Raw genomic sequence first — 24,211 nt, 5'->3', positions numbered from 1 at the left:
TGAAACAATAGTAAGATTAAATTTATGAAAAAAACTCTGACACTCGCACTCGTGGCCATGATGGCTCTCAGTGCATCGGCTGCCAAGAAAAAGGCACCCGCAAAAGACGCTAACAAGCCCGTCTTTACTATCATTAAGGAGAATCCTATCACAAGCATCAAGGACCAGAACCGTTCGGGTACCTGTTGGGATTACTCTACCCTTTCATACTTCGAGTCTGAGATTCTGAAGGCCACGGGTAAAACCTACGATCTCTGCGAGAGCTTCGTAGCCAACAAGACCTATCTGGAGCGTGCCATCCAGGTGGTTCGCTATCATGGTGACTGCCAGTTCGCTCAGGGCGGAAGTGCCGAAGACGTACTCGCCACATTGAAGACTCATGGTATCGTTCCTGAGGGAACCATGCCTTTCCCTGGCTCTCTGTATGGTGATTCTCTGAACAACTTCAATGAGTTCTTCGGTGTGCTAGAGCCATACGTTGCCGCTATTGCCAAGAGCGATGCCAAGAAAATCAGCAATGCCTGGAAGAACGGTATGCAGGGTATCCTCGACGCCTACCTCGGCAAGTGCCCTGAGAAGTTCACCTATGAGGGCAAGGAATATACACCAAAGACCTTCATGGCTTCACTGGGCATCAACCTCGACGACTACGTAAGCATCACTAGCTATACCCACCATCCCTTCTACACCACTTTTGCCGTAGAGGTACAGGACAACTGGCGCTTCCCACAGAGCTACAACGTACCTATGGACGAGATGATGCAGATTATCGACAACGCAGTAAACGAGGGTTACACCGTAGCATGGGGCGGTGATGTTTCTGAGGACGGCTTCACCCGCAAGGGTCTGGCATACGCTGTTGACAGCAAAAAGACACAGCAGAGCCTCAAGGGCAGCGACATGGCAAAATGGCTGAAGATGACCGCCACTAAGAAACGCGACATCATCGACTCTCTGGGATGCACTGTTCCTGAGATTGTCGCTACACAGGAGTTGCGCCAGGAGCGTTTCGACAACTGGGAGCTGACCGATGACCATGGCATGCTGATCTACGGTGTTGCCAAGGATCAGAATGGTAAGGAATATTACATGGTAAAGAACTCATGGGGTGAGACCGGCGACTACAAGGGAACCTGGTATATGACCAAGACCTTCATTGCCGCAAACACAATGGATTTCCTCATCAATAAGAATGCTATCCCAGCCGAAATCCGCAAGAAGCTCGGCATCTGATATCATATAAAATAGGTAAAAAACGGCATAATCTGTTAAAAAATGAGCAGATTATGCCGTTATTTCATTTTTTATGCTTACCTTTGGGCGCTATATTGGGTTATTGTACCCATTTGCCACCAAAGCGATAAGAATAAAAAATAAATATATTAATGCATTTCAAATGGAATTACGAACCACCTACATCAGAACGACAGACGGCGGCTAAAGAGCTGGGAGAGAAGATTGGGATGAGCCCAATCCTCGCCGACCTGCTTATTCAGCGTGGCATCAAAACGGAGAGCGCAGCCAAGCGATTCTTCCGCCCGATGCTAAACGAACTGATAGATCCGTTCCTGATGAACGACATGGACGTGGCAGTAGACAGACTCAACGATGCCATGGGGCGTAAAGAGCGCATCATGGTGTACGGCGACTACGATGTCGATGGATGTACGGCGGTAGCTTTGGTGTACAAATTTCTACAGCAGTTCTATTCCAACATGGAGTACTATATCCCCGATCGCTATGAAGAGGGATACGGTATCAGCAAAAAAGCGTTGGACTATGCGGCTGAGAAGAGTATCAAACTGATTATTGTGCTCGATTGCGGCATTAAGGCAATCGACGAAATCGCCTATGCCAAGAGCTTAGGTATTGATTTCATCATCTGCGATCATCACGTGCCCGATGATGAACTGCCCGAGGCTGTGGCTATTCTGAATCCCAAGCGCGTTGACTCAACCTACCCATTCAAGCATCTGTGCGGATGCGGTGTGGGCTTTAAGTTCATGCAGGCCTTTGCCAAAAACAACGGCATTCCCTTTTCACGGCTTATCCCTCTACTCGATTTCTGTGCTGTCAGCATCGCTGCCGACATCGTACCTATCATGGGCGAGAACCGTATTCTGGCTTTCCACGGACTAAAGCAGCTGAACACTGCGCCATCAGTGGGACTAAAGTCGATTATTGAGATTTGCGGTCTTACAGGACGTGAGATTACCATGAGCGATATCGTTTTCAAGATTGGTCCACGTATCAATGCGTCGGGACGTATGCAGAACGGTACAGAGGCTGTAGACTTGTTGGTAGAGCGCGACCTTGAGAAGGCGCTGGCAGAAGCTAACCACATCAACGAATATAACGAGCAGCGTAAGGATGTGGACAAACAGATGACAGAAGAGGCCAACCAGATTGTAGCTAAACTTGAAAGCCAGAAGCATCATGCCAGTATCGTGCTTTACGATGAGAACTGGAAGAAAGGTGTCATTGGTATTGTTGCCTCTCGCCTGACTGAGCTTTATTACCGTCCGACGGTAGTACTCACCAATTTCAATGGTGTTGCCACAGGCTCAGCGCGCAGTGTGGCTGGCTATGATGTCTACGATGCCATCAAGAGTTGTCGCGATCTGCTCATAAACTTCGGCGGACACACCTATGCCGTAGGTCTGTCATTGAAGATAGAAAACATCCCTGAGTTCCGTCGCCGTTTCCAGAAATACGTCATGGAGCATATTCAGCCCGAACAGACCGAAGCGACTCTCGATATCAATGCCGTTATCGACTTCAAAGATGTCACCAAGAAACTGCACAACGACCTGAAGAAATTTGCACCTCACGGCCCCGACAATCCGAAGCCGCTTTTCTGCACTCGTAATGTCTACGACTATGGCACCTCAAAGGTGGTAGGTCGCCAGCAGGAACACATCAAGCTGGAGCTTGTCGATTCCAAGTCGAGCAATGTTCTTAACGGTATTGCTTTTGGCCAGAGTGCTGCTGCGCGCTATATTAAGTCGAAACGTTCGTTCGACATTGTCTACACCATCGAAGACAACATATACAAGCGCACAGAGGTTCAACTGCAGATTGAGGATATTCAACCCTCGGAAGAGTGAACTATCAAGAGATACTGAAACACTATTGGGGCTACGATGATTTCCGCGGTATTCAGCGCGAGATCATCGAGTCCATAGGCAGTGGTCACGACACGCTGGGACTTATGCCCACAGGTGGAGGCAAGAGTATTACCTTTCAAGTTCCGGCATTATCAATGGAGGGGACCTGTGTCGTCATCACCCCGCTTATCGCCCTGATGAAAGACCAGGTTAATAACCTGCGACGTCGAGGCATTCGTGCTGCAGCCATCTACTCGGGTCTTACTCGCGAGGAAATCATCATGACCCTTGAGAACTGTATCTTTGGCGATATCCGTATTCTCTACGTGTCGCCTGAGCGTCTCTCCTCAGACCTCTTTCAGACAAAACTTCGCCATATGAAGGTCAGTTTCATCACTGTCGACGAAGCGCACTGTATCTCGCAATGGGGTTATGATTTCCGCCCTTCATACCTTGAAATAGCAAAGATCCGCAAGTTCCTGCCAAATATCCCCGTACTGGCACTTACTGCGACAGCCACCCCTCAGGTTGTCGATGATATCCAAGACCGTCTTTCCTTCCAAGAGAAAAGAGTCTTCCGCATGAGTTTCGAGCGAAAGAATCTGGCCTATGTGGTACGCCGTACAGCCGACAAGCGCGAAGAACTGCTCCATATCCTCAGTAGCATGAAAGGTTCGGCCATTGTCTATGCACGCAGCCGTCGCCGCACAAAAGAATTCTCCGACCTCATCAACGAGGCAGGCATCTCTGCCACTTTCTATCATGCCGGACTCGACAGCGTTGTGAAAGACGACCGCCAGAAAGCGTGGCAAGAAGATAAGGTACGCGTGATGGTTGCCACCAATGCCTTTGGTATGGGTATCGACAAACCCGATGTCCGACTGGTTGTGCACATTGATTGCCCCGATAGTACAGAAGCCTATTTCCAGGAAGCCGGACGTGCTGGTCGAGATGGTTTTAAGGCCTATGCCGTGCTGCTTTACAATGATTCCGACAAACGTAAACTCGAGAAACGTATTGCCGACACCTTCCCAGAAAAAGACTATATCCGTGAGATCTACGAACATCTGGCCTATTATTATCAGATTGGTGTTGGTTCGGGCTATGGTCATACTTTCGAGTTCAACATCGATAAGTTCTGCCACACCTACCGACATTTTCCCATCCAAGTAGACGCTGCCCTGAAAATTCTCACACGTGCCGGCTATATCGAATATACCGAAGAGCAAGACAACCAAGCTCGCGTGATGTTTACCCTCGACAGGAACGATCTCTATCGTTTGGAAAGCAACACGCCCAACGAAGAAAAGGTCGTCACAGCACTTTTGCGTAACTACGGTGGACTGTTTACCGACTACAACTACATCGACGAGGCATTTCTGGCTTCACAATGCGGTATACAGCCACATCAGGTTTACATGATTCTAAAGAGTCTCAGCCAGCGCCATATCCTACACTTCATTCCCCAAAAGAAGACACCTTATATCCGCTATACACAGCGACGCGAAGATAAAGAGCATATCCTGTTGATGCCTGCCGTCTACGAAGAGCGTAAGCACCAGTTTACCCTGCGTATCCATGCCATGCTCAGCTATGCCACCAATGACAGCATTTGCCGTAGCCGACAGCTGCTTCACTATTTTGGCGAGGAGAATAGTCACGATTGCCATCAGTGCGACGTATGCCTGGACCATCATAAGAGTGCAGCATCAGAGCCCCGTCTCAACGAAGCCATGACGCAGATTCTTTCTCTGCTTGACGACGGGAAGCCCCACCCCATTACAGACATACGCGACATCCAGTTGCCTACTGCAGAACTGGATGCCGCGCTCGAATATCTCTTCAAAGAAGAGATTATCCGTCAGGAAGACGGTATGCTCTTAAAAGTCTGAATTTTTATTAGAACTCGATTTTCATCTGACGCTCATCTTCCTTGTCGTGCTCATGACAATAGCTTGAGCCATCGAAACAGTGTGTACAGACATGACACTTCTCCATACCTATCGACTTAATCAAGTCTTCCAACTTAGCGAATTTCAATGATGTCAGGCCCAGACGCTTGGCAATCTCATCAACCATACGCTTATATTCAGGAGAATCTGTCTGTGCATATTTCTCCAGATTCTTCTTGTCATCACCCTCAAAGTCCTTGATGATACGACGTGTAATCAGTTCCATGTCGCTCTTCGACGAGGTAAAGCCGATAAACGGGCAACCATATACCAATGGCGGACATGAGATACGACAGTGAACCTCCTTAGCACCATACTCGAAGAAGGTCTTAACGTTATCCTTCAACTGCGTACCACGAACAATAGAGTCGTCGCAGAACACCACACGTTTGTCTTTCAGCAGTGCCGGGTTTGGTATCAGCTTCATCTTAGCCACCAGTGAACGACGTTCCTGATTGCCAGGTGTAAACGAACGAGGCCATGTAGGTGTATATTTCAGCACGGCACGCTTATAGGGTACGCCCTTACCCTCTGCATAACCCAATGCCATGCCAACACCTGAGTCGGGCACACCGCAAACGCAGTCCACATCCGTATCATCCTGTTCACCCATCATCTTACCATTCGTCTCACGCACATTCTCAACGTTGATACCATTGTAGTCTGATGCGGGGAATCCGTAGTAGACCCATAAGAACGAGCAAATCTGCTCACGTTTGAAAGGCTCCTGCAGCACCTCCATCTTATCTGCTGTCAGAAGTACTATCTCTCCAGGCCCCAAGTCTCTCTCACGATGATAGTCAAGGTTCGGAAAACTCGTAGTCTCACTCGACACGGCATAAGCTCCCTCTTTCTTACCAACAACAATTGGCGTACGTCCCAAGAAGTCTCTTGCGGCAATGATACCCTTTTCCGTCAGAATCAGCATCGAGCAAGAACCTTCAATCTTCTTGTACACCAGATTGATACCCTCAACAAAGGTACGTCCCATGTTGATGAGCAATGCCACCAACTCCGTCTGGTTGATGGTATTGGCAGAATATTCGCTGAAGTGCATTCTGCGATCCAGCAATTCCTGAGCTATTTCTTCCAGATTATTAATCTTCGCTACTGTCACTACAGCATAGCGACCCAAGTGTGAATTCACGAGTATTGGCTGTGGATCAGTATCACTGATCACACCTATACCTTGGTTGCCTGAGAACGAGTCCAATTCATCTTCGAACTTAGAGCGGAAATAATCACGCTCAAGATTGTGAATCTTACGACTGAATCCCTTTTCCGTGTCATAAGTTACCAGTCCTGCTCGCTTTGTGCCAAGGTGAGAGTTATAGTCTGTGCCGTAGAACAAGTCGTTCACGCAGCATTTCGTGGAGATGGTACCAAAAAAGCCTCCCATACGTTATCCTTTTCTTTCTTTTATAGTTTGTTTATACAAAATAATACAGGAACGAAGCAATACCTTCGAGTGCAGGCTTGCGCTGTCCTTCAATCTCTATGCGGAACTCGATTTCTGCCTTGCAGATACCACGCAGATTCTGTATATTGTGCAGTTTTGTTACCAGACGCACCTTAGAACCAGTGATTACCGGCTGTCCGAAGCGCATCTTGTCCATGCCGTAGTTTACGAGCATCTTAATGTTGTTCACCTCGATGATCTGGTCCCACATGTAGGGCAACAGCGAAAGAGTCAGATAGCCGTGAGCAATAGTGCTCTTGTACTGGCTCTCTTCCTTGGCACGCTCCACGTCTACATGTATCCACTGATGGTCGAGTGTGGCATCAGCAAACAGGTTGATGCGGTCCTGATCTACTTGCAACCAGTCTGAGGCTCCGAGTTCCTCGCCCAGATGGGCTGCGAATTCATCATACGAATTAATTACTAATTTTCCCATACTTTTATAAAAATGAATTGCGGGGGTACACACCCCCGCAATTTCCTATTTAGATTATACGTCTTGATTCTCTGGACGCAGTTTGCGTACGGTCTCGCCGGCACGCCACATTTCCTGATTGCGCATAGCCTCAAGTTCCTTCTCAAGACCTGCACGATAGTCAGGTTTAGAGTTAGAATCGATGCTAATCTGCGCCTCGTTACCAGTCTGCACAGAGTAATAAAGCCACTCCATAACAGGCTTGATGGCATCATGGAAACGGGGAGCCCAGTCAAGTGCACCACGCTGTGCCGTTGTCGAGCAGTTGGCATACATCCAGTCCATACCCTTCTCACCGAACAACGGGCCAAGGCTCTGAGTCAGCTCTTCAACGGTCTCGTTGAAAGCCTCCGAAGGAGAGTGTCCGTGCTCACGGAGTACCTCATACTGAGCAAGCAAAAGTCCCTGAATGGCACCCATCAGAGAGCCACGCTCACCTGTCAGGTCAGAGGTAGCCTCACGCTGGAATGTTGTCTCAAACATGTAACCTGCACCGATACCGATACCAAAGGCCAGTGTCTTCTCCTTTGCGTTACCGCTTGCATCCTGATAGACAGCATACGAGCAGTTCAGACCACGGCCCTCGCAGAACATGGTACGCAGTGAAGTACCGCTACCCTTAGGAGCAACCATAATCACGTCGACATCCTTTGGAGGAACCACACCTGTACGATCACTCCAGTTGATGGCAAAGCCATGGCTGTAGTACAGAGTCTTGCCAGGCTTCAGATATTTCTTAATGGTAGGCCACTGCTGAATCTGACCAGCATCAGAAAGCAACATGCAGAGGATGGTACCCTTCTCGGCAGCCTCCTCAATAGAGAACAGCGTCTCACCAGGAACCCATCCGTCGGCAACAGCCTTGTCATATGTCTTTCCCTGACGCTGACCGACAATAACGTTAAATCCATTGTCACGCAGGTTACAAGCCTGACCAGGACCCTGGATACCATAACCGATCACTGCGATCGTTTCATTCTTTAATACTTCACGTGCTTTCTCAAGTGAGAACTCTTTGCTGGTGACAACAGTTTCAATAACGCCACCAAAATTCATTTGTGCCATAATAGCTTTTGTTTTTAAATGTTATACATATCCCTTGTGTACTATGCCAGCCCTTCCCGAGAACCAGACGCTTGGTGTTCACCACCTTTATTATTTTATCAGTCCACCCAGAGCTTACACGAAACTCCGACGAGGGGTTAACTTTAGAAATCGGTTGCAAAGTTAGCAATTTGCCACGACACTGCCAAATTATCTTTCATCTTTTCTGCAAAAAAGTTTTCCAAAAGAATTTTTATTCTTACCTTTGCAGCGTAATTGTAAGATTCTAACTAAATTTATAAACTATTTGTACATGAAAAGATTCCTATTTCTGACCCTGCTGGCTGGACTTTCCGTCAGCACAATGGCTCAGACGAAGTATGCTTGGCAAGACCCCAAGCTGCCAACAGCTGAGCGCGTAGAAAACCTCATCTCTATGCTCACCCCTGAAGAGAAGGTGGGACTGATGATGAACAAATCGGCCTCCATCGACCGCCTCGGCATTCCCTCCTACAACTGGTGGAGTGAAGCCTGCCATGGCGTTCGTCAGGACGGCTACACCGTGTTCCCCCAGCCCATCGGCATGGCTGCAGCCTTCAGTGAGCAGCTTTTCTATAATGTATTCTCTGCCGTGAGCGACGAAGCCCGAGCAAACTGGAACCGCTCCGACCATAATATATTTAATGTACCTATGGGCGTGGTCTACTATCCAGGAAATCCCGAGCTCACCTTCTGGTGTCCTAACGTCAACATTTTCCGTGATCCCCGTTGGGGACGTGGGCAGGAGACCTGTGGCGAAGATCCTTATATGAATGCCGTACTGGGCGTACAGACCGTTCTCGGCATGCAAGGTAACGATGACCACTATTTCAAGACCCATGCCTGCGCTAAGCATTACGCCGTTCACAGCGGTCCTGAGCCCTTGCGCCACTCCATGAATGTCGAGCCATCAAACCGCGACCTCTGGGAGACCTACCTCCCCGCCTTTAAAGCCTTGGTCAAGAAGGCGAATGTTCGTGAGGTGATGTGCGCTTATCAGCGTTTCGAAGGCACCCCCTGCTGCGCCAGCGACCGTCTGCTGATTGACATCCTGCGTAACAAATGGGGCTATGACGCTATCGTGCTTACCGACTGTGACGCCATCAACAACTTCTTCAACCGTGGTCAACACGAGACACATAAGGACGGACTCTCGGCATCTGTCGATGCAGTTCTCAATGGCACCGACCTCGAGTGTGGCAAGGTGTTCATGTCACTCACCGAGGGTTTGAAGAAAGGCCTCATCAAAGAGAGCGATCTCGATCAGCATCTGCGTAAGACGCTCACAGGTCGTTTCGAGCTCGGAATGTTTGACCCTGCCGACATGCTGCCTTGGGCTAAGCTGGGTTCTGATGTCATCAGCAGCGAGCCGTTCGACGCCCTCGCTACTCAGGCCGCCCGCGAGTCGATGGTGCTACTCAAGAACAACGGCATCTTGCCGCTTTCTAAAGATATCAAAACCATCGCCGTTCTTGGTCCTAATGCCGACGATGCTGCCATGCTCAATGGTAACTATGGCGGCACACCTACGCAGGCTCATACCCACTCGTTGCTCGAAGGCATCAAGGCTGCTGTGCCTGGAGCCAACATCATCTACCGCAAGGCCTGTGAGCTCAACGACGAGTACAACACCATCCGTCATCTCGGCGATTTCAACGATGGTCAGGGCGTGAAGGTTGAATTCTTCAACAACCGTAACCTCGAAGGCGCTCCTGTCAAGACAGCTTTCTACAACGAGCTCAACTTCTCTACTTTCGGTGCCTGGGGCTTTGCCGAAGGTGTCAACAGCGACTCAGTCTCTGTACGCATCAGCGGTCAGTACAAATCGACCTTCACTGGTGAGATGAAGTACACACTCATGACCGACAACGGGTATATCCTCCGTGTCAATGGTCAGATGGTAGAAGAGGTTCAGGGTGGCATGCGCCGTGGTTTCGGCTTCGGTCGTAAGGTTGAGTACAAGTCTTTCCCTGTTCAGGAGGGACAGACCTATGATCTCGAGGTTGAATATCGTCGCGGAAATGGTCAGTTTGCCATGCTGCGTGGCGACATCTGCGAACGCAACCTTGCCGACTTCACTGATCTGGCTAAGGAAGTAAGCACTGCCGACGCTATCATCATCATCGGTGGTATCTCTGCCCAGATGGAGGGCGAAGGCGGCGACAAGGCGGATATCGAACTGCCAAAAGTTCAGCAGATGCTCCTTCAGGCCATGCACGCCACAGGCAAGCCCGTGGTATTTGTCAACTGTTCTGGTTCTGCCATCGCCTTCGGTAGTGTCGAGAATGAGTACGACGCTCTCCTGCAGGCTTGGTATGCAGGTCAGGGTGGTGCCAAGGCATTAGCCGATGTGCTCTTTGGTGACTATAACCCTGGCGGCAAGCTTCCCGTAACGTTCTATCGCTCTAACAACGACCTGCCAGACTTCCTCGACTACTCGATGAAGAACCGCACCTATCGTTACTTCACAGGTGTGCCTCAGTATGCCTTTGGCTACGGCCTCAGCTACACCACGTTCACAGTCGGCAAAGGTCAGCTGTCTAAGTCGTCCATGAAGAAAGACGGCAAGGTAACACTCACCGTTCCCGTCAGCAATACCGGCAGTCGCGAGGGTACTGAGACTATTCAGGTATATGTCAAGGCACTCGACTACCCCGACGCTCCCATCAAGAGTCTGAAGGGATTCCAGAAGCTCTCACTCAAGGCTGGTGAGACTGCAAATGCCACCATCACCCTCGATAGCGAGTCGTTCGAATACTATGACGAAAGCATCGACGAACTCTCCACCCGTTCAGGTCGCTACCAGATTCTCTACGGCACCTCGTCATTGGACAAAGACCTCCAATCACTCGACTTCGTAGTGAAATAAACACATAAAAAGAGCAGGCTTCCGATTGGAAGCCTGCTCTTTTTTTAATCTAACCCGAAAAGGAGCTTCAGACCGCCGTCGACTCCTGAGAAGCCCATGAAGGCAAGACTCAGCAGACCAGCGGAGAGCATGACAATGGCCATACCCTGCATGCCCTTGGGAATCTTTACCAACTCGAGTTGTTCGCGCATACCGGCAAAGACGGTGAGTGCCAAACCAAAGCCAAGGGCCGTAGAGAAAGCATAGACCACAGACTGCAACAGATTATAGTCTTTCTGGATGCAGAGGATGGCCACGCCAAGCACGGCACAGTTGGTAGTAATCAGCGGCAGGAAGATACCCAGCGCCTGATAGAGGGCTGGCGATACCTTCTTCAGCACAATCTCGACCATCTGAACCAATGCGGCGATAACGAGGATAAAGGCGATGGTCTGCAGGTATTGCAAGCCAAAGGCATCAAGCACATATTTCTGTACCAGCCAGGTAACGATGGTGGCCAACGTTAGCACAAAGGCTACTGCTACCGACATGCCCAGCGAGGTATCGATTTTCTTTGATACGCCCAAAAACGGACAGATGCCGAGAAACTGTGACAACACGATGTTGTTCACGAAAATGGCGCTAATAAAAATCAGTATATATTCCATAATGCTTTTATTTTTTAGGAGTTCAGGGAGACAGGGAGTTCAGGACATATGTATTGGACTCCTTGAACTACTTGTATTCTTGTCTCCTTAATTTGTTCACGATTGCGATGAGGAAACCTAAGGTGATGAAGGCTCCCGGAGGCAAAACGAAGAGCAGAATATTGTAGGTCTCGGGCCACATGGTGAGGCCGAAAACAGAACCAGAGCCCAGCAGCTCGCGACAGATGCCAAGGAGCGTCAAACCCAACGTAAAGCCGAGACCGATGCCAATGCCATCGAAGAGTGAGGCTACAGGTGAGTTCTTCGAAGCAAAGCCCTCAGCACGACCGAGAATGATACAGTTGACCACAATCAGTGGGATGAACAATCCCAAAGCAGCATCGATGTCGGGCAGGAAAGCCTTGATGACCATCTGTAGAATGGTCACAAAGGCGGCTATCACAACAATGAACACAGGGATGCGCACCTTATCAGGAGTGACTGATTTAAGACACGAGATGACTAAATTGGTACAGATGAGTACCGCCATCGTGGCAAGGCCCATCGACAGGCCATTGAGAGCACTGGTGGTTGTGGCCAGCGTAGGACACATACCGAGCATCAAGACGAATGTGGGGTTCTCCTTGATTATGCCGTTCTTGATAATTCCTATATAGTTCATAATCCTTATATTTATATTTTTGGCGCAGATTTACACGGCTCTCATTTGAGAAGCACTGCTTTTGTGCGCAGCAGGCTGTGTCTTTATTTATAAAGCCGTGTTAATCCGTATCTAATTCTCTTTCTTAGTAGTGGCTCCTGTCTCCGCATCTGTAGCGGGTGTGGCCTTGTAGGCCTTATAAGCATTATTGACTGCGAGCAGGAAGGCACGGCTGGTAATGGTTGAAGCCGTGATGGCATCCACCTGTCCACCATCCTTAGACACCGTCAGAGCTTCTGCGGGGATCTTTCCGATAATATCACCCTTTTCGCCCTTCTGGAACCATTTGTCGGCCTTGGCACCAAGTCCTGGTGTCTCAGCATGCTCCAAGAGCGTATAGCCAAGAATCTGACCTTCTACATCGAAACCAACAAGCACCTTCAAATCGCCACCGAAGCCACCAGTGGTACTCTCTACAGCAGCGCCAAGATCTTTTCCCTTTGAATCCTGAGTCTGGTAGATCACGAAAGTCAGTTCTTTGCCCTTAGCATCGTTCTGACGAACCGTGTCGGTCTTGGCTACTTTCAGGTTATCGACTCCCATCACGGTTTTGATGCCGTCGGCTAGTGCCTTGGCTTTCTGATCACTGATAGGTCCCTCGGTAAGATGGTTTACAAAAGCGAGGATACCACCCATGATAACGGCTACTCCTGTGAGCACCAGCACCATATTCGTTAAAGATGATTCAAGCTTCTTCATTTTGCAACCTCCCCGAAACGTTTTGGTTTCACATAATTATTTATAAGCGGCGTGAACGCATTCATGATGAGAATGGCAAACGACATACCCTCAGGATAAGCACCCCAGTTGCGGATGACAATGGTAAGGAAACCGATGGCCACACCATAAATAAGTTGTCCCTTAGGCGTCATAGGACTCGTCACATAGTCGGTAGCCATGAAGATAGCGCCAAGCATCAGACCACCCGAAAGAATAACAGAGATCGGATTGGCGTATGCTGGATTAGCCAAATGGAGTAAACCTGCGAAGACAAACACCGTTCCGATAATCGATACCGGAATGTGCCAAGTGATAATCTTCTTCCACAACATGAAAGCAAGGCCGATGAGAAGTGCTAAGGCACAAACCTCACCCAGTGACCCGGCACCATAGCCGCACTCTGAAGGCAGACCGATAAACATGTGCAGACTCTCTGGCAGCTTATCCAAGACAGAGGCATCGCCACTCTTGATAGCCTCTTTCATAATGGAAAGAGGTGTAGCACCAGTCTCTGCATCGAGATAGCTAGTCAACTGGCCAGCCTGAGGCCATGATGTCATCTGTGCAGGAAAGGCCACCAACAGAGCGGCACGACCTACGAGTGCAGGATTAAAGAGATTATTGCCCAACCCACCAAAACTCATCTTTGCCACACCGATGGCGAAAAGCGCACCAATGAGGATAATCCAGATGGGGAGGTTTGAGGGCAGGTTGAAAGCAAGCAACAATCCTGTAAGGATGGCCGAGCCATCCATCACCGTGTTCTTACCTTGCTTCAGGATATACTTGCTGATAGCCCACTCAAAGAAAGCGCAGGCAGCCACACTGGTTGTCGTTACAACAACCGAACCCAGACCGAAATAAATGAACGACACAAGCAGAGCGGGCATCAGAGCAATGATGACACCATACATGTTGCGCTCTACCGAGTCAGTTCCGTGGGCATGTGGCGAAAGTGATACAATTAATTTTCCCATAATTCTTTATTTATTTTTGGCACGGATCACGCGGTTCTCTTTGAGAGACGCTGCTTTTTGCGCAGCTGGCCGTGTCTTTATTTATAAAGCCGCGTTAATCAGTGCCTAATTTTTATTTTTTAGCGGTGCGAGCGCGGATGATGCCCATGACTGTGGATTTGCCCTGGCGGATGTTATCGAGGAGCGGGCGATGAGCAGGACAGGTGAACTGACACGAACCACACTCAATACAACTGACAATTTCTTCACGCTCGCCACGCTCCCAGTTCTTTACCTCTGAGAGTTTGGCAAGCAGATAAGGCTCCAATCCCATAGGACATGCTGAGACACACTTGGCACAACGGATACAGGGCTGTGGTTCCTTGCGGCGAGCCTCTTCGGCAGAGATAATCGTCACAGAGTTAGTTCCTTTACAAATGGGCACCTCAACACTAGTGAGGGCCTTACCCATCATAGGGCCACCTGCCAGCAACTTATTGTCGCCATCGGGCATACCACCGCAGGCCTCAATCAGGTTTATCATCGGTGTACCCATACGAACGAGGAAGTTGCCAGGATGTTCCAAACGCTTACCTGTAACAGTAGTGCAACGTTCAAAGAGTGGTTTATGCTTCATCACAGCCTCATATACAGCTAAAGCAGTACCAACATTCTGAACAATGGCGCCGACATTGACAGGAATAGCGGGAGGAGCCGGTACCTGACGGCGGATTACAGCATCAACCAACTGCTTCTCACCACCCTGCGGATAGCGCTGTTGCAAGGGCACCACCTCAACATGATATTCTGTTCCATTGAACTTCTTAGCACATTTCTCGGTAAGCAGTTCAATGGCGGGCATCTTATTGGTCTCGATACCGATATAGCCCGTTGTTACCTTTGCACCTTTCATCAAGAGTTCCAGCCCCACGAGAATCTCGTCGGCACGCTCCATCATCAGGCGGAAGTCGGCGGTAATATAAGGCTCACACTCTACGGCGTTGATGATTACACACTCAGCCTTGGCTGTTGGCGGCGGCGTGAGTTTGATGAAGGTGGGGAAACAAGCTCCACCCATACCAACGACGCCTGCATCCTTAATACGACTGACAATCTCCTCAGGCGTCAGTTCGGGATGATCGGCCACCAACTCCAACTTGTCAGAACGGTCAATAGTCTCTTCCCACTCATCGCCTTCTACATTAATAATAATGGCAGGTTTGCGATAGCCTGTTGCATCAATGGCTGTATCAATCTTAAAAACCGTACCGCTGACTGATGAGAAAATGGGGGCAGAGACGAATCCACCAGCCTCGGCTATCATCGTACCTACCTTCACTTTATCACCTTTCTTAACTACGGGTTTAGCGGGAGCGCCAATATGCTGACTCAGTGGAAAAATTGCCTGTTTGGGCAGGGCTGCGACCACAATAGCTTCGTTGTGAGAGAGCTTATTCTCCTCAGGGTGTATACCACCTATACTGAATGTCCTTACGTTCATGCTTTTACCTCCTCTTCTTTTTTAAGTTCTTTAGGTTTCGGAGCCGGAGCAGGCGTGGGGAAGTTCACATCGCGAATGGCATGAGTAGGACACACCGACACACACTTGCGGCACAGGCGACACTTGTTGAAATCGATGTATGAACAATTGTTCTCTACAGTAATAGCGCCGAAGGGACACTCCTTCTCACACTTACCACAACCGATGCAGCTCACCTTACATGCCTTCATAGAAACGGCGCCCTTGTCTTTGTTGACACATGAGACAAATACCCTTCTACTCTTCGGTCCTTTCTTACGAAGTTCGATGATACCACGCGGACATGCCTTCATACAGGCACCGCAAGAGGTACACTTATCGTCGTCGACCTCGGGAATACCAGTTTCCGGATTCAAACGGATGGCATCGAACTGACAGGCCACAACACAATCGCCACAACCCAGACAGCCAAAGCCACAAGCCGTCTCACCAGCACCACAGGCATGCATGGCAGCACAGGTGCGCAGACCTGCATATTCAGCGATACGCGGACGATGCTCGCAAGTACCGTTACATCTCACCACGGCTACCATAGGCTCTGAGTTGGCAATAGCCATACCGAGCAGATCAGCCACTCTACCCATGACATCGGCACCACCAACAGGACAAGAGAGTCCATCAATACTTCCGGCATCGGATCCTTTCACAAGGGCATCGGCCATACCGCTACAACCAGGGAATCCACATCCACCGCAGTTAGCGCCAGGCAATACTTCGCTGACCTGCGCAATACGGGGATCTTCATAAACAGCAAACTTCTTGGATGCGAGAAAAAGTACCACAGCGGCAATCAAACCGATGGTTCCCAAGACAATCACTGCAATTAAGATGAAATTCATAAATGCTTTTTTTATTTGTTTTAGTTTATATTACTTAACTTCTATTGAGAAGGATATCTTCTTCTGAATCATACCCCGACAAGAGAAGATGATCAGATAATAAGGTGCGAGCGAGAGTAAGGCAGATACAGCGGCAAGTCCCTCACTGCCAGTAAACAGAAGCACCGCCAGCAATACGGCCATCATGATAACGAAAGGCAGACCGAACCCCAATAAAAGGGCTCTGTTTGCTACATCACGCGAAGCCCACACCGTGACATTCTGTCCCACGTTGAAAGCTGCTGTATCGCAATTGAAGACATCAATAATCTTCTCTTTCGACTCTGAGGCATGACAATGGGCAGCCACCTTACAGGCTGCACAAGCCGAAGTCTGAAGAATGCGTACCCTAACACATCCACCCGTTATCGATTCGATGATTCCAGAATGACTTATTTTAGTACTCATGAGCCCACTTCGGTAAGTTATCGGTTTTGTAAACTCGACTTTGCAAATGCAAAGGTACAATAAAAAAGGGAATTAAGAATTAAGAATTAAGAATAATTTCAAAAAAAAGTCGTAATCGTTTGCAATTACACCGATTTTTACTACTTTTGCAACGGAATTAAATTGAAACGAAGATGAAAGCCAGTGAACAGACTATTCAGCAGATTGAACGCGCCATTCGCAAGATTGCCGCTAAGTTTCCTCCAGAAGCAGAGGCCAATGACATGACCGATATCCATATCCGTGTGATACAGGAGACAGGTGAAATCAGAGCCTACAACGACAATGACGAAGAACTGGACCGTTGTGTGGTAGAAGAATGGATCGGCAATACCGATGAGGACTTCTATCAACAGGTGCCTTCAGTGATTCGCAAGTGTATCGAGAACCTGAAAGACATTGTAGAGAACATGTCAATACTGAAGCCATTCTCACTTGTTCTTGAAGATGAAGACAAGGAAACGGTAGAGGAACTTTATCTTGTTGACGATGAGATAGTAATCATCAATCCCGACCTGATGGCAGGGCTCGACAAAGATCTGGACAACTTTCTCGAAAATCTGCTGAAAGAAGACTAATCGTAGGACTCACTGTTCTGAAGCACGAAATGACGCGACGGATCCACATAATACACCTCCTCTGTACGCGTTTGATGAGCCTGCTTAGAATAGTCTAACAGATGTATTTCGTAATCGCTAGTAATTGAGAAATACTGTATAAATTCCTCAGGATTAATACTGAATTCATCTTCTTCATCCTCAACTGCATACAGACAAAGCTTATCGACGGGCATATACTCGTCGTCAAGTGAATAAAGGTATATTGAATAACGCTCTTCCTCGCTTGTCTCGTCGGCTGCCAATAACATCATACGGGCTCCAAGACTCTCGGAAACAGCGATAGCCTTAGGATGGTTTCCTTCGAGGTTCAGATATGTTACTATCTCCTGTGGAACCGGTTTAAAAGCAGGTAAGAATCTCACAAAGTCTTCGGTATAGCTGATGGGTAACGGCTGGATATCGAGACTATCGAAGAACATCTTGATAGGATTATCAGAGCTCTGGAGGTTGATACCCTGTGCCTCCAGCCGCTCACGAATTTCGATGGTCTTTATGCTGTCGAGTTTATGTTGCAGGACTTCTGACGAAAGATTCTTGTTACCACAAGAAATGAATAGTAAGTATTGAATAGAGAATAATAATACCCATGCGCCATGCCATAATGCCTGATTCCTCCTTTTCATATCGTTACAGTTTTATTTTCTTAACTACGGGCTTACTCTCATTCTGCAGACGGTTCAAGGCTGTTACTACATAAACACATTTTTCCTTACCATTCTCGTATGGTAGTTTATAGAAGGTCTGATTGGTGATGGTACATATTTTCGAAGCATCATTCAAATTCTGCACCTCACCTTTGGCAAAACGATAAACTACATATTTCGTAGCCGTATCACTCCAGTCCTTACCCTTGGGAGCAGTCCAGAAGAGAATATAGCCGTCACTGGTCCATACGGGCTTCACCTTACGCACCTTCTTAGGTGCCTTGTTGCTGATGAATTCCATAGATGGCTGCAAGGCGGGTGTTTTCCAATACACGTTGCGCAGGTTGCTACCATAGTTTCCCACATTGTCAACAGCTGCCTTAGCATACCACAGCACTGTTCCCTTTACATAGGGCAGTTGACGATGGAGGGCCATTTTTGCACTCTGCTGGTTGCGGTTAGGATCCTGAAGATCCGAAAATTTCACCGTACGCTCTACATCTTCGCCAATCACCAGCGGACGTGCTGCAGCATGTTGACTCCACCACTTAATCAGGGTCTCATAGTCAGCGGCTTTATTACCTATCTCCCAGTAAATCTGAGGCACACAATAATCAAGCCAGCCATTATTTATCCACAATAGGATGTCGGCATACAAATCGTCGTAGTTCTGTGTGCCATTCGTGTTACTGCCAATAGGCGAACTTTTCTTGTTGCGATAGATACCAAAGGGCGAAATCCCCACCTTCACCCAAGGCTTGGCCTCGTGGATGGTTTTATAGAACTGCTCTACAAAGAGATCAACATTATAACGACGCCAATCGTTCACATCCTTTATACCATTTGAGTTCTGACGAAACTGAGCAGCATCTGGAATAGAAACGCCCTTAACGGGATAGGGATAGAAATAGTCGTCCATATGGATACCATCGACATCGTAACGAGTAACAATATCTCTGGCCACCTCACAGATATAGTCGCGATTCTCGGGAATACCGGGATTCAGTATCAGCAAATCATCGTATTCAAAACAACGCTGTGGTGCACGTCTGGCAATATGGTTCTGCGCCAACTCTTTTGTGGTCTTTGTTCTAGCACGATAGGGATTAATCCATGCATGCAATTCCATACCACGTTCGTGGCACTCATCAATCATCCACTGCAGAGGATCCCAATAGGGGGACGGAGCTTTGCCCTGAACTCCTGTCAGAAAGCGACTCCAAGGCTCCAGCTTACTCTCGTAAAGGGCATCACACTCAGGGCGCACCTGAAAGATAATCAGATTGACGCCGTCTTTCTGCAACTCATCTAACTGATAGGTCAGCGTCTGCTGCATCTTCTCAGTGCCCATACCTTGGAATTGTCCGTTCACACACTGTATCCACGCGCCACGCATCTCACGCTTCTGCGCTGCGGAAGAGAAAGGTAAAAGAATAAAAAGACAAAAAGGTAAAAACCATTTCACCAATCCCATCACCTTATCATTATAATTATTTCCCATATCTATACTTTTTTATCTTATTAGAAAAGATTCAGTTTCTGTTTTCTTGCTTCTTCGATTGACGAGAGTTTTATTTGCTCATGCTGATATTCCACTCGCAGCTGTTCATATTTCTCTGCCAGTTCCTGCTCAACCTGCTGTTCATCACTTAGCAATCTTGATGCCACAAGGGCATTCTGCGAGGCATCTTTCATCCAAACCACAGGGCCACCGTAAACAGGGGCTATTTTCAGTGCCACATGCAGTTCGCTGGTAGTGGCTCCGCCAATCATGATAGGTATATTCATACCTGCTTTTTCCAACTCCTGTGCCACGTTGACCATTTCTTCCAAACTTGGAGTAATCAGACCACTCAGACCTACCAGATCTACATTTTCCTCTTTGGCCTTTCGCACTATCTGTTCGGCTGGCACCATCACTCCCATGTCAATGATCTCGTAGCCATTACATGCCATCACCACACCTACGATGTTTTTACCAATGTCATGTACATCACCCTTAACCGTTGCTAACAGCACTTTTCCCGCGCTTTTTGCGCCTGCGGTTTTCTCGGCTTCGATATAAGGCTGCAATATCTCAACGGCTTGCTTCATGGTACGAGCAGTCTTTACCACCTGAGGAAGAAACATCTTACCCTCACCAAATAGCTTACCTACGGTATTCATACCCGCCATCAGTGGCCCTTCAATAATATCAACTGCATGAGGATAAGACTCAAGTGCCTCTTTCAAATCTGCTTCCAGATGATCGGCTATGCCTTTGACAAGCGCTTTCTCCAGACGCTCATCCAGAGGTAGGTTTTCTTTTTCTTCTTCAGAAACGGAGGAGTCAATGGCAGTCTGGGTACGCTTCTTTTCCTGCTCCTCCAGTAACCGTCCCGCCAACTCAGTAAGCGCTTCAGCCGCCCCTTTTTGCCGATTCAGTATAACGTCTTCGATAACATCAAGTTCCTCCTGAGGAATATCCGAATACGTTACCTTCGTTGAAGGATTTACGATCCCGAAATCCATGCCTTTCTGGATAGCATGATAGAGGAATACGGCGTGCATGGCCTCGCGAATATAGTTGTTACCGCGAAACGAGAAACTCAGGTTACTTACTCCACCACTGATGTGAGCACCAGGCAGATTCTCCTTAATCCAGCCTGCCGCACGAATGAAATCGAGCGCATAGCTATCGTGCTCCTCCATTCCTGTGGCCACAGCCAGCACATTGGGGTCGAAGATAATATCGAGCGGATTCATACCCACCTGCTCAACTAGTAACTTGTAGGCTCTACCTGCTATCTCTATGCGACGCTCATAACTTGTGGCCTGACCTATCTCATCGAAACACATCACCACCACCGCAGCACCATAGCGCTTCACGTCGCGAGCATGTTCGAGGAATTTTTCCTCACCCTCTTTCAGTGATATAGAATTCACGATGCTCTTGCCCTGTACACATTTCAGTCCTGCACATATCACCTCCCAGTCTGAGGAGTCTATCATGACAGGCACCTTAGCAATATCCGGCTCTGCAGCAATCATGTTGAGGAAGTTCACCATCTCGGTCTTAGCATCGAGCAAACCATCGTCCATATTGATATCTATCACAAGGGCACCATCTGCCACCTGTTTACGGGCAATACCGATGGCCTCGTTGTAGTTTTTCTCTTTAATGAGACGAAGGAACTTTCGTGAACCAGCCACATTACAACGTTCACCCACATTCACAAACTGCACCTCAGGAGTGACATCAAGCAATTCGAGTCCAGAGAGCCACATCGTCATGGGATTCTCTACGGGCACATGAGGTTTCTTTCCTTCTACCAGTGGCGCATAAGCGGCAATAAACGTCTCATCAGTACCACAACAGCCGCCGATAATATTTACCAGTCCCTCATCAACAAGTTCGCCCATTTTGGGCGCCATCGATTCTGCGGTCTCATCGTAAAGTCCCATCGAATTGGGAAGACCTGCATTAGGATAGGCACTAATATAGTATGGCGCATGCTTGGCCAACTCACGCAGGAAAGGCTTCATCTGCGTGGCACCAAACGAGCAGTTCAACCCTACAGAGAAGATATTGTAGGTGCTGACGCTGGCGAGGAAAGCATCGAGTGTCTGCCCACTCAGAGTACGCCCTGCCAGATCACTCACCGTTACAGAGAGCATAATTGGCAGTTCAACACCTTTTTTCGTCATAACACGATCAACAGCATCGATGGCGACTTTGGCATTCAGCGTGTCGAAGATAGTTTCAATAAGCAGAGCATCTACCCCACCCGCTATCAGTGCTTCAGCCTGCTCTTCATATGCAGCCAACAACTCGTCGTAAGTCAAATCTCTAGCAGCAGGATTGCTCACATCAGGTGACATCGAACAGGTTTTATTTGTCGGCCCCATAGAACCAGCCACGAATCTGGGCTTGTCCGGGGTAGAGAATTCGTCTGCCACACGACGAGCAATTCTTGCACCCTCAAAGGCAATTTCGTAGGCCTTATCCTCCAGATGATAGTCTGCCTGCGATATACGCTGACTACTGAAAGTGTTGGTTGCTATAATATCGGCTCCCGCCGCCAGATACTGACGGTGGATGTCGGCTATCACATCAGGACGTGTCAGTGAGAGCATGTCGTTGTTGCCCTTCATCTGCCCCTCTAAATTCACAAAACGGTCTCCACGGAAGTCTTCCTCCGTAAGACCGTATGTCTGTATTTTGGTACCCATCGCTCCATCGAGTATGAGTATCCGCTGTTTGATTATATCGTTAAGTCTGCTCATTTATACACTTTCATTGCTCTATCCATCTCACGTCGGTCTTCCTTCTCTTTCAGCGTCTGACGTTTGTCGTACTCCTTCTTACCCTTACAGAGCGCAATATCCATCTTTGCACGCCCTTTATCGTCGATAAACACCAACGTAGGAACAATGGTATAACCCGTTTGTTTGGTAGCACTCTCCAAAGCTCTTATCTCCTTCTTGGTAAGCAGTAGCTTGCGGTCACGCTTCATCTCGTGGTTGTTGTACGCCCCATAGAAGTAAGGACTCACGCTCATACCCTTCACCCACAGTTCACCATTAATCACAGTGCAGTAGGTATCAACCAAGCTGGCCTTGCCTAGACGAATGGATTTGATCTCCGTACCCGTCAGCACAATGCCTGCTGTGTAGGTCTCAATAAAGAAGTATTCAAATGAAGCCTTCTTATTCTTGATTTGTATAGGGCTCTTCTTTCTGAGCAGTTCCTCTGTCTTGTTCATATCATTTTATCGTTGCGAAGTGCTCCAGATGATCGTCGATATAGTGGGCGATGTCATCAGTCCATTCTTCCTCGTTTTCAATGAAGAGATCATCGAGGTCATCGAACTCCGGATATTTCTCAAAGAGTGCCATAAACTCTTCGTCACTACAGTCTTTCTCTATCTCGTCTCGATACTTCAACCATAGTGTGTGAGCGTCGTAAATCATCTTCGATGGTCCACGCATTTCCCACTGACGCAGGGCTTTAGCAAACGGATTCTTGAAGATGAAAGGGCCGTAACCATTATGTATCAACTGCACGAATCCACCATCCATCAACTCCTCGTGCAGAATCTCCCATGAGAGAAGCGTTATCTGATCGCTATTCAACTCGCCCATATTCTCGGCAGTCAATTCTCCGCCAATGGCATCATGAATGGCATGGGTAAACACACCAATAAAGGCATCCATACCCTCCATAGCAGCCTGCTGCAAATCTGCATCTTTTACAATAACCTCTTTCATCGCACTTCTTTTTTGATTCTATATTAACTCATACACTCCCGTGGGCATGGTTCTACGAAGCACTTCCAACTCCAAGTCTTTTCCTGGAACGATGCCATAACTTCTCAATATAGTCTCCACCGTCTTGCGAGCGAGTTCTGGATGATTATTCTCTTCGCTAAGGTGACAGAGCCACACATGCTTCAAGTGTTCCGACATATTTTCAGCTAACACGCGTCCACATAAATCGTTCGACAGGTGTCCGCTATCGCTGAGTATACGCTTCTTCAGATAGGCAGGATATGGTCCGTTTTCCAGCATCTCCACATCGTGATTAGCCTCAATCACCAAATAGTCGGCTTTGGAGATTGCCTGCTTCACGTCATCAGTCACACTGCCCACGTCAGTCAATATCACGAAGGTCATTCCTTCTACCAGAATCTCATAGCCCACATTCTCTGTAGCATCATGAGGCACAGCAAAAGGTCTCACCGTAAAGTCGCCTAATTGCACCGTCTCACCAATTTTCAGCACCTTCCTCTTCTCATCGCTCACCTTACGGGTCACGCAGTAGTTGTGGTTAATGCCATTATGCACCTTTTCCGTAGCATACACAGGCACCTGATAATCGTAGCTGAACGAGCCAACCGATTTAATATGATCGGCATGGTCGTGAGTGATTAGTACACGTTTCACCGTACTAAGGCTTACGCCATAGTCCCTGCAGTGTTTTTTCAGGGTGCGTATACCTACGCCGATATCTATGAGGAGTGCGTCTGTGGCGGTACCAAGGTAATAGCAGTTTCCACTGCTGCCGCTTCCAAACGATATAAATTTCAACATCCTTATTTTTTAATTTTCGTGCAAAGGTAGTGCAAATCGAGC

General features: G+C 48.3%; 21 protein-coding genes. 5 read left to right on the top strand and 16 right to left on the bottom strand.

Annotation, left to right across the window (positions count from 1 at the left end; translation table 11 throughout):
• The first annotated feature begins 24 nt into the window (after positions 1-24).
• From BMX82_RS09810 to BMX82_RS09800, 3 genes are all read left to right on the top strand, one after another.
• Positions 25-1,233 carry a C1 family peptidase gene (locus BMX82_RS09810; protein WP_036911077.1) on the top strand — a complete coding sequence of 403 codons (1,209 nt, stop codon included), beginning with the start codon at positions 25-27 and terminating at the stop codon, positions 1,231-1,233.
• Positions 1,234-1,385: 152 nt separating this feature from the next.
• Entirely contained in the window at positions 1,386-3,107 is a 1,722-nt protein-coding gene (gene recJ, locus BMX82_RS09805; protein ID WP_036911079.1) for a single-stranded-DNA-specific exonuclease RecJ, read from the top strand.
• Positions 3,104-4,999 carry a RecQ family ATP-dependent DNA helicase gene (locus BMX82_RS09800; RefSeq protein WP_091768375.1) on the top strand — a complete coding sequence of 632 codons (1,896 nt, stop codon included), beginning with the start codon at positions 3,104-3,106 and terminating at the stop codon, positions 4,997-4,999. The genes recJ and BMX82_RS09800 overlap by 4 nt, the downstream gene beginning before the upstream one ends.
• Before the next feature lie 7 nt (positions 5,000-5,006).
• Here BMX82_RS09800 and BMX82_RS09795 read toward each other — a convergent pair whose 3' ends face one another.
• Genes BMX82_RS09795 through ilvC form a run of 3 tightly spaced genes read right to left on the bottom strand, consistent with a single transcriptional unit; the run spans position 5,007 to position 8,058 of the window.
• Positions 5,007-6,458: an amidophosphoribosyltransferase gene (locus BMX82_RS09795; protein WP_091768372.1), complete on the bottom strand. Its 1,452-nt coding sequence runs from the start codon at positions 6,456-6,458 to the stop codon at positions 5,007-5,009.
• Between the two features lie 31 nt (positions 6,459-6,489).
• On the bottom strand, positions 6,490-6,954 hold the full coding sequence (locus BMX82_RS09790) for a MaoC family dehydratase (RefSeq protein WP_036911085.1): 465 nt from the start codon (positions 6,952-6,954) through the stop codon (positions 6,490-6,492).
• Between the two features lie 54 nt (positions 6,955-7,008).
• Positions 7,009-8,058: a ketol-acid reductoisomerase gene (gene ilvC, locus BMX82_RS09785; RefSeq protein WP_036911086.1), complete on the bottom strand. Its 1,050-nt coding sequence runs from the start codon at positions 8,056-8,058 to the stop codon at positions 7,009-7,011.
• Positions 8,059-8,350: 292 nt separating this feature from the next.
• Between ilvC and BMX82_RS09780 the strand changes: the two genes are divergently transcribed.
• The gene (locus BMX82_RS09780) at positions 8,351-10,945 is read left to right on the top strand and encodes a glycoside hydrolase family 3 C-terminal domain-containing protein (RefSeq protein WP_255396588.1); all 2,595 of its coding nucleotides are present in this window, start codon (positions 8,351-8,353) and stop codon (positions 10,943-10,945) included.
• A gap of 44 nt (positions 10,946-10,989) precedes the next feature.
• Here the strand turns inward: BMX82_RS09780 and rsxA are convergent, their stop codons facing one another.
• From rsxA to BMX82_RS09745, 7 genes are all read right to left on the bottom strand, one after another.
• Positions 10,990-11,592 carry an electron transport complex subunit RsxA gene (gene rsxA, locus BMX82_RS09775; protein WP_036911088.1) on the bottom strand — a complete coding sequence of 201 codons (603 nt, stop codon included), beginning with the start codon at positions 11,590-11,592 and terminating at the stop codon, positions 10,990-10,992.
• 67 nt (positions 11,593-11,659) lie between these two features.
• Complete coding sequence (rsxE, locus tag BMX82_RS09770) at positions 11,660-12,253, bottom strand: electron transport complex subunit RsxE (RefSeq protein WP_091768369.1); 594 nt, start codon at positions 12,251-12,253, stop codon at positions 11,660-11,662.
• 111 nt (positions 12,254-12,364) lie between these two features.
• Entirely contained in the window at positions 12,365-12,991 is a 627-nt protein-coding gene (locus BMX82_RS09765) for an RnfABCDGE type electron transport complex subunit G (RefSeq protein ID WP_036911090.1), read from the bottom strand.
• Entirely contained in the window at positions 12,988-13,989 is a 1,002-nt protein-coding gene (locus BMX82_RS09760; protein ID WP_036911091.1) for an RnfABCDGE type electron transport complex subunit D, read from the bottom strand. Before BMX82_RS09760 ends, BMX82_RS09765 begins: the two co-directional genes overlap by 4 nt.
• 112 nt (positions 13,990-14,101) lie before the next feature.
• Positions 14,102-15,469: an electron transport complex subunit RsxC gene (gene rsxC / locus BMX82_RS09755; protein WP_091768366.1), complete on the bottom strand. Its 1,368-nt coding sequence runs from the start codon at positions 15,467-15,469 to the stop codon at positions 14,102-14,104.
• Positions 15,466-16,347 carry a Fe-S cluster domain-containing protein gene (locus BMX82_RS09750; RefSeq protein ID WP_036911095.1) on the bottom strand — a complete coding sequence of 294 codons (882 nt, stop codon included), beginning with the start codon at positions 16,345-16,347 and terminating at the stop codon, positions 15,466-15,468. The genes rsxC and BMX82_RS09750 overlap by 4 nt, the downstream gene beginning before the upstream one ends.
• A 30-nt stretch (positions 16,348-16,377) precedes the next feature.
• Complete coding sequence (locus tag BMX82_RS09745; protein WP_036911097.1) at positions 16,378-16,794, bottom strand: SoxR reducing system RseC family protein; 417 nt, start codon at positions 16,792-16,794, stop codon at positions 16,378-16,380.
• Between the two features lie 173 nt (positions 16,795-16,967).
• On the opposite strand from BMX82_RS09745, the gene BMX82_RS09740 reads away from it, so the two are divergent.
• Positions 16,968-17,411 (top strand): hypothetical protein, encoded by a 444-nt coding sequence (locus tag BMX82_RS09740; protein ID WP_091768363.1) that lies wholly within the window; start codon positions 16,968-16,970, stop codon positions 17,409-17,411.
• On the opposite strand, the gene BMX82_RS09735 is transcribed toward BMX82_RS09740, so the two are convergent.
• The 6 genes from BMX82_RS09735 to BMX82_RS09710 are packed head-to-tail and all read right to left on the bottom strand — an operon-like array spanning position 17,408 to position 24,169.
• Positions 17,408-18,076: a hypothetical protein gene (locus tag BMX82_RS09735; RefSeq protein ID WP_036911101.1), complete on the bottom strand. Its 669-nt coding sequence runs from the start codon at positions 18,074-18,076 to the stop codon at positions 17,408-17,410. The two genes, BMX82_RS09740 and BMX82_RS09735, sit on opposite strands and share 4 nt — an antisense overlap.
• 4 nt (positions 18,077-18,080) lie before the next feature.
• On the bottom strand, positions 18,081-19,571 hold the full coding sequence (locus BMX82_RS09730; protein ID WP_036911238.1) for a glycoside hydrolase family 10-like protein: 1,491 nt from the start codon (positions 19,569-19,571) through the stop codon (positions 18,081-18,083).
• A 47-nt stretch (positions 19,572-19,618) separates the two neighbouring features.
• Positions 19,619-22,363, bottom strand: a complete 2,745-nt coding sequence (metH, locus tag BMX82_RS09725; RefSeq protein WP_091768360.1) for a methionine synthase — start codon at positions 22,361-22,363, stop codon at positions 19,619-19,621.
• Positions 22,360-22,842 (bottom strand): SsrA-binding protein SmpB, encoded by a 483-nt coding sequence (smpB, locus tag BMX82_RS09720; protein WP_091768357.1) that lies wholly within the window; start codon positions 22,840-22,842, stop codon positions 22,360-22,362. Before smpB ends, metH begins: the two co-directional genes overlap by 4 nt.
• 1 nt (position 22,843) lies before the next feature.
• On the bottom strand, positions 22,844-23,347 hold the full coding sequence (locus BMX82_RS09715; RefSeq protein ID WP_036911105.1) for a DMP19 family protein: 504 nt from the start codon (positions 23,345-23,347) through the stop codon (positions 22,844-22,846).
• Positions 23,348-23,365: 18 nt separating this feature from the next.
• Positions 23,366-24,169, bottom strand: a complete 804-nt coding sequence (locus tag BMX82_RS09710; RefSeq protein WP_091768354.1) for an MBL fold metallo-hydrolase — start codon at positions 24,167-24,169, stop codon at positions 23,366-23,368.
• Between the last annotated feature and the right edge of the window lie 42 nt (positions 24,170-24,211).

The organism is Prevotella sp. khp7 (assembly GCF_900109055.1).
Lineage (GTDB): Bacteria > Bacteroidota > Bacteroidia > Bacteroidales > Bacteroidaceae > Prevotella.
This window is presented reverse-complemented; position numbering and strand designations above follow the sequence as displayed.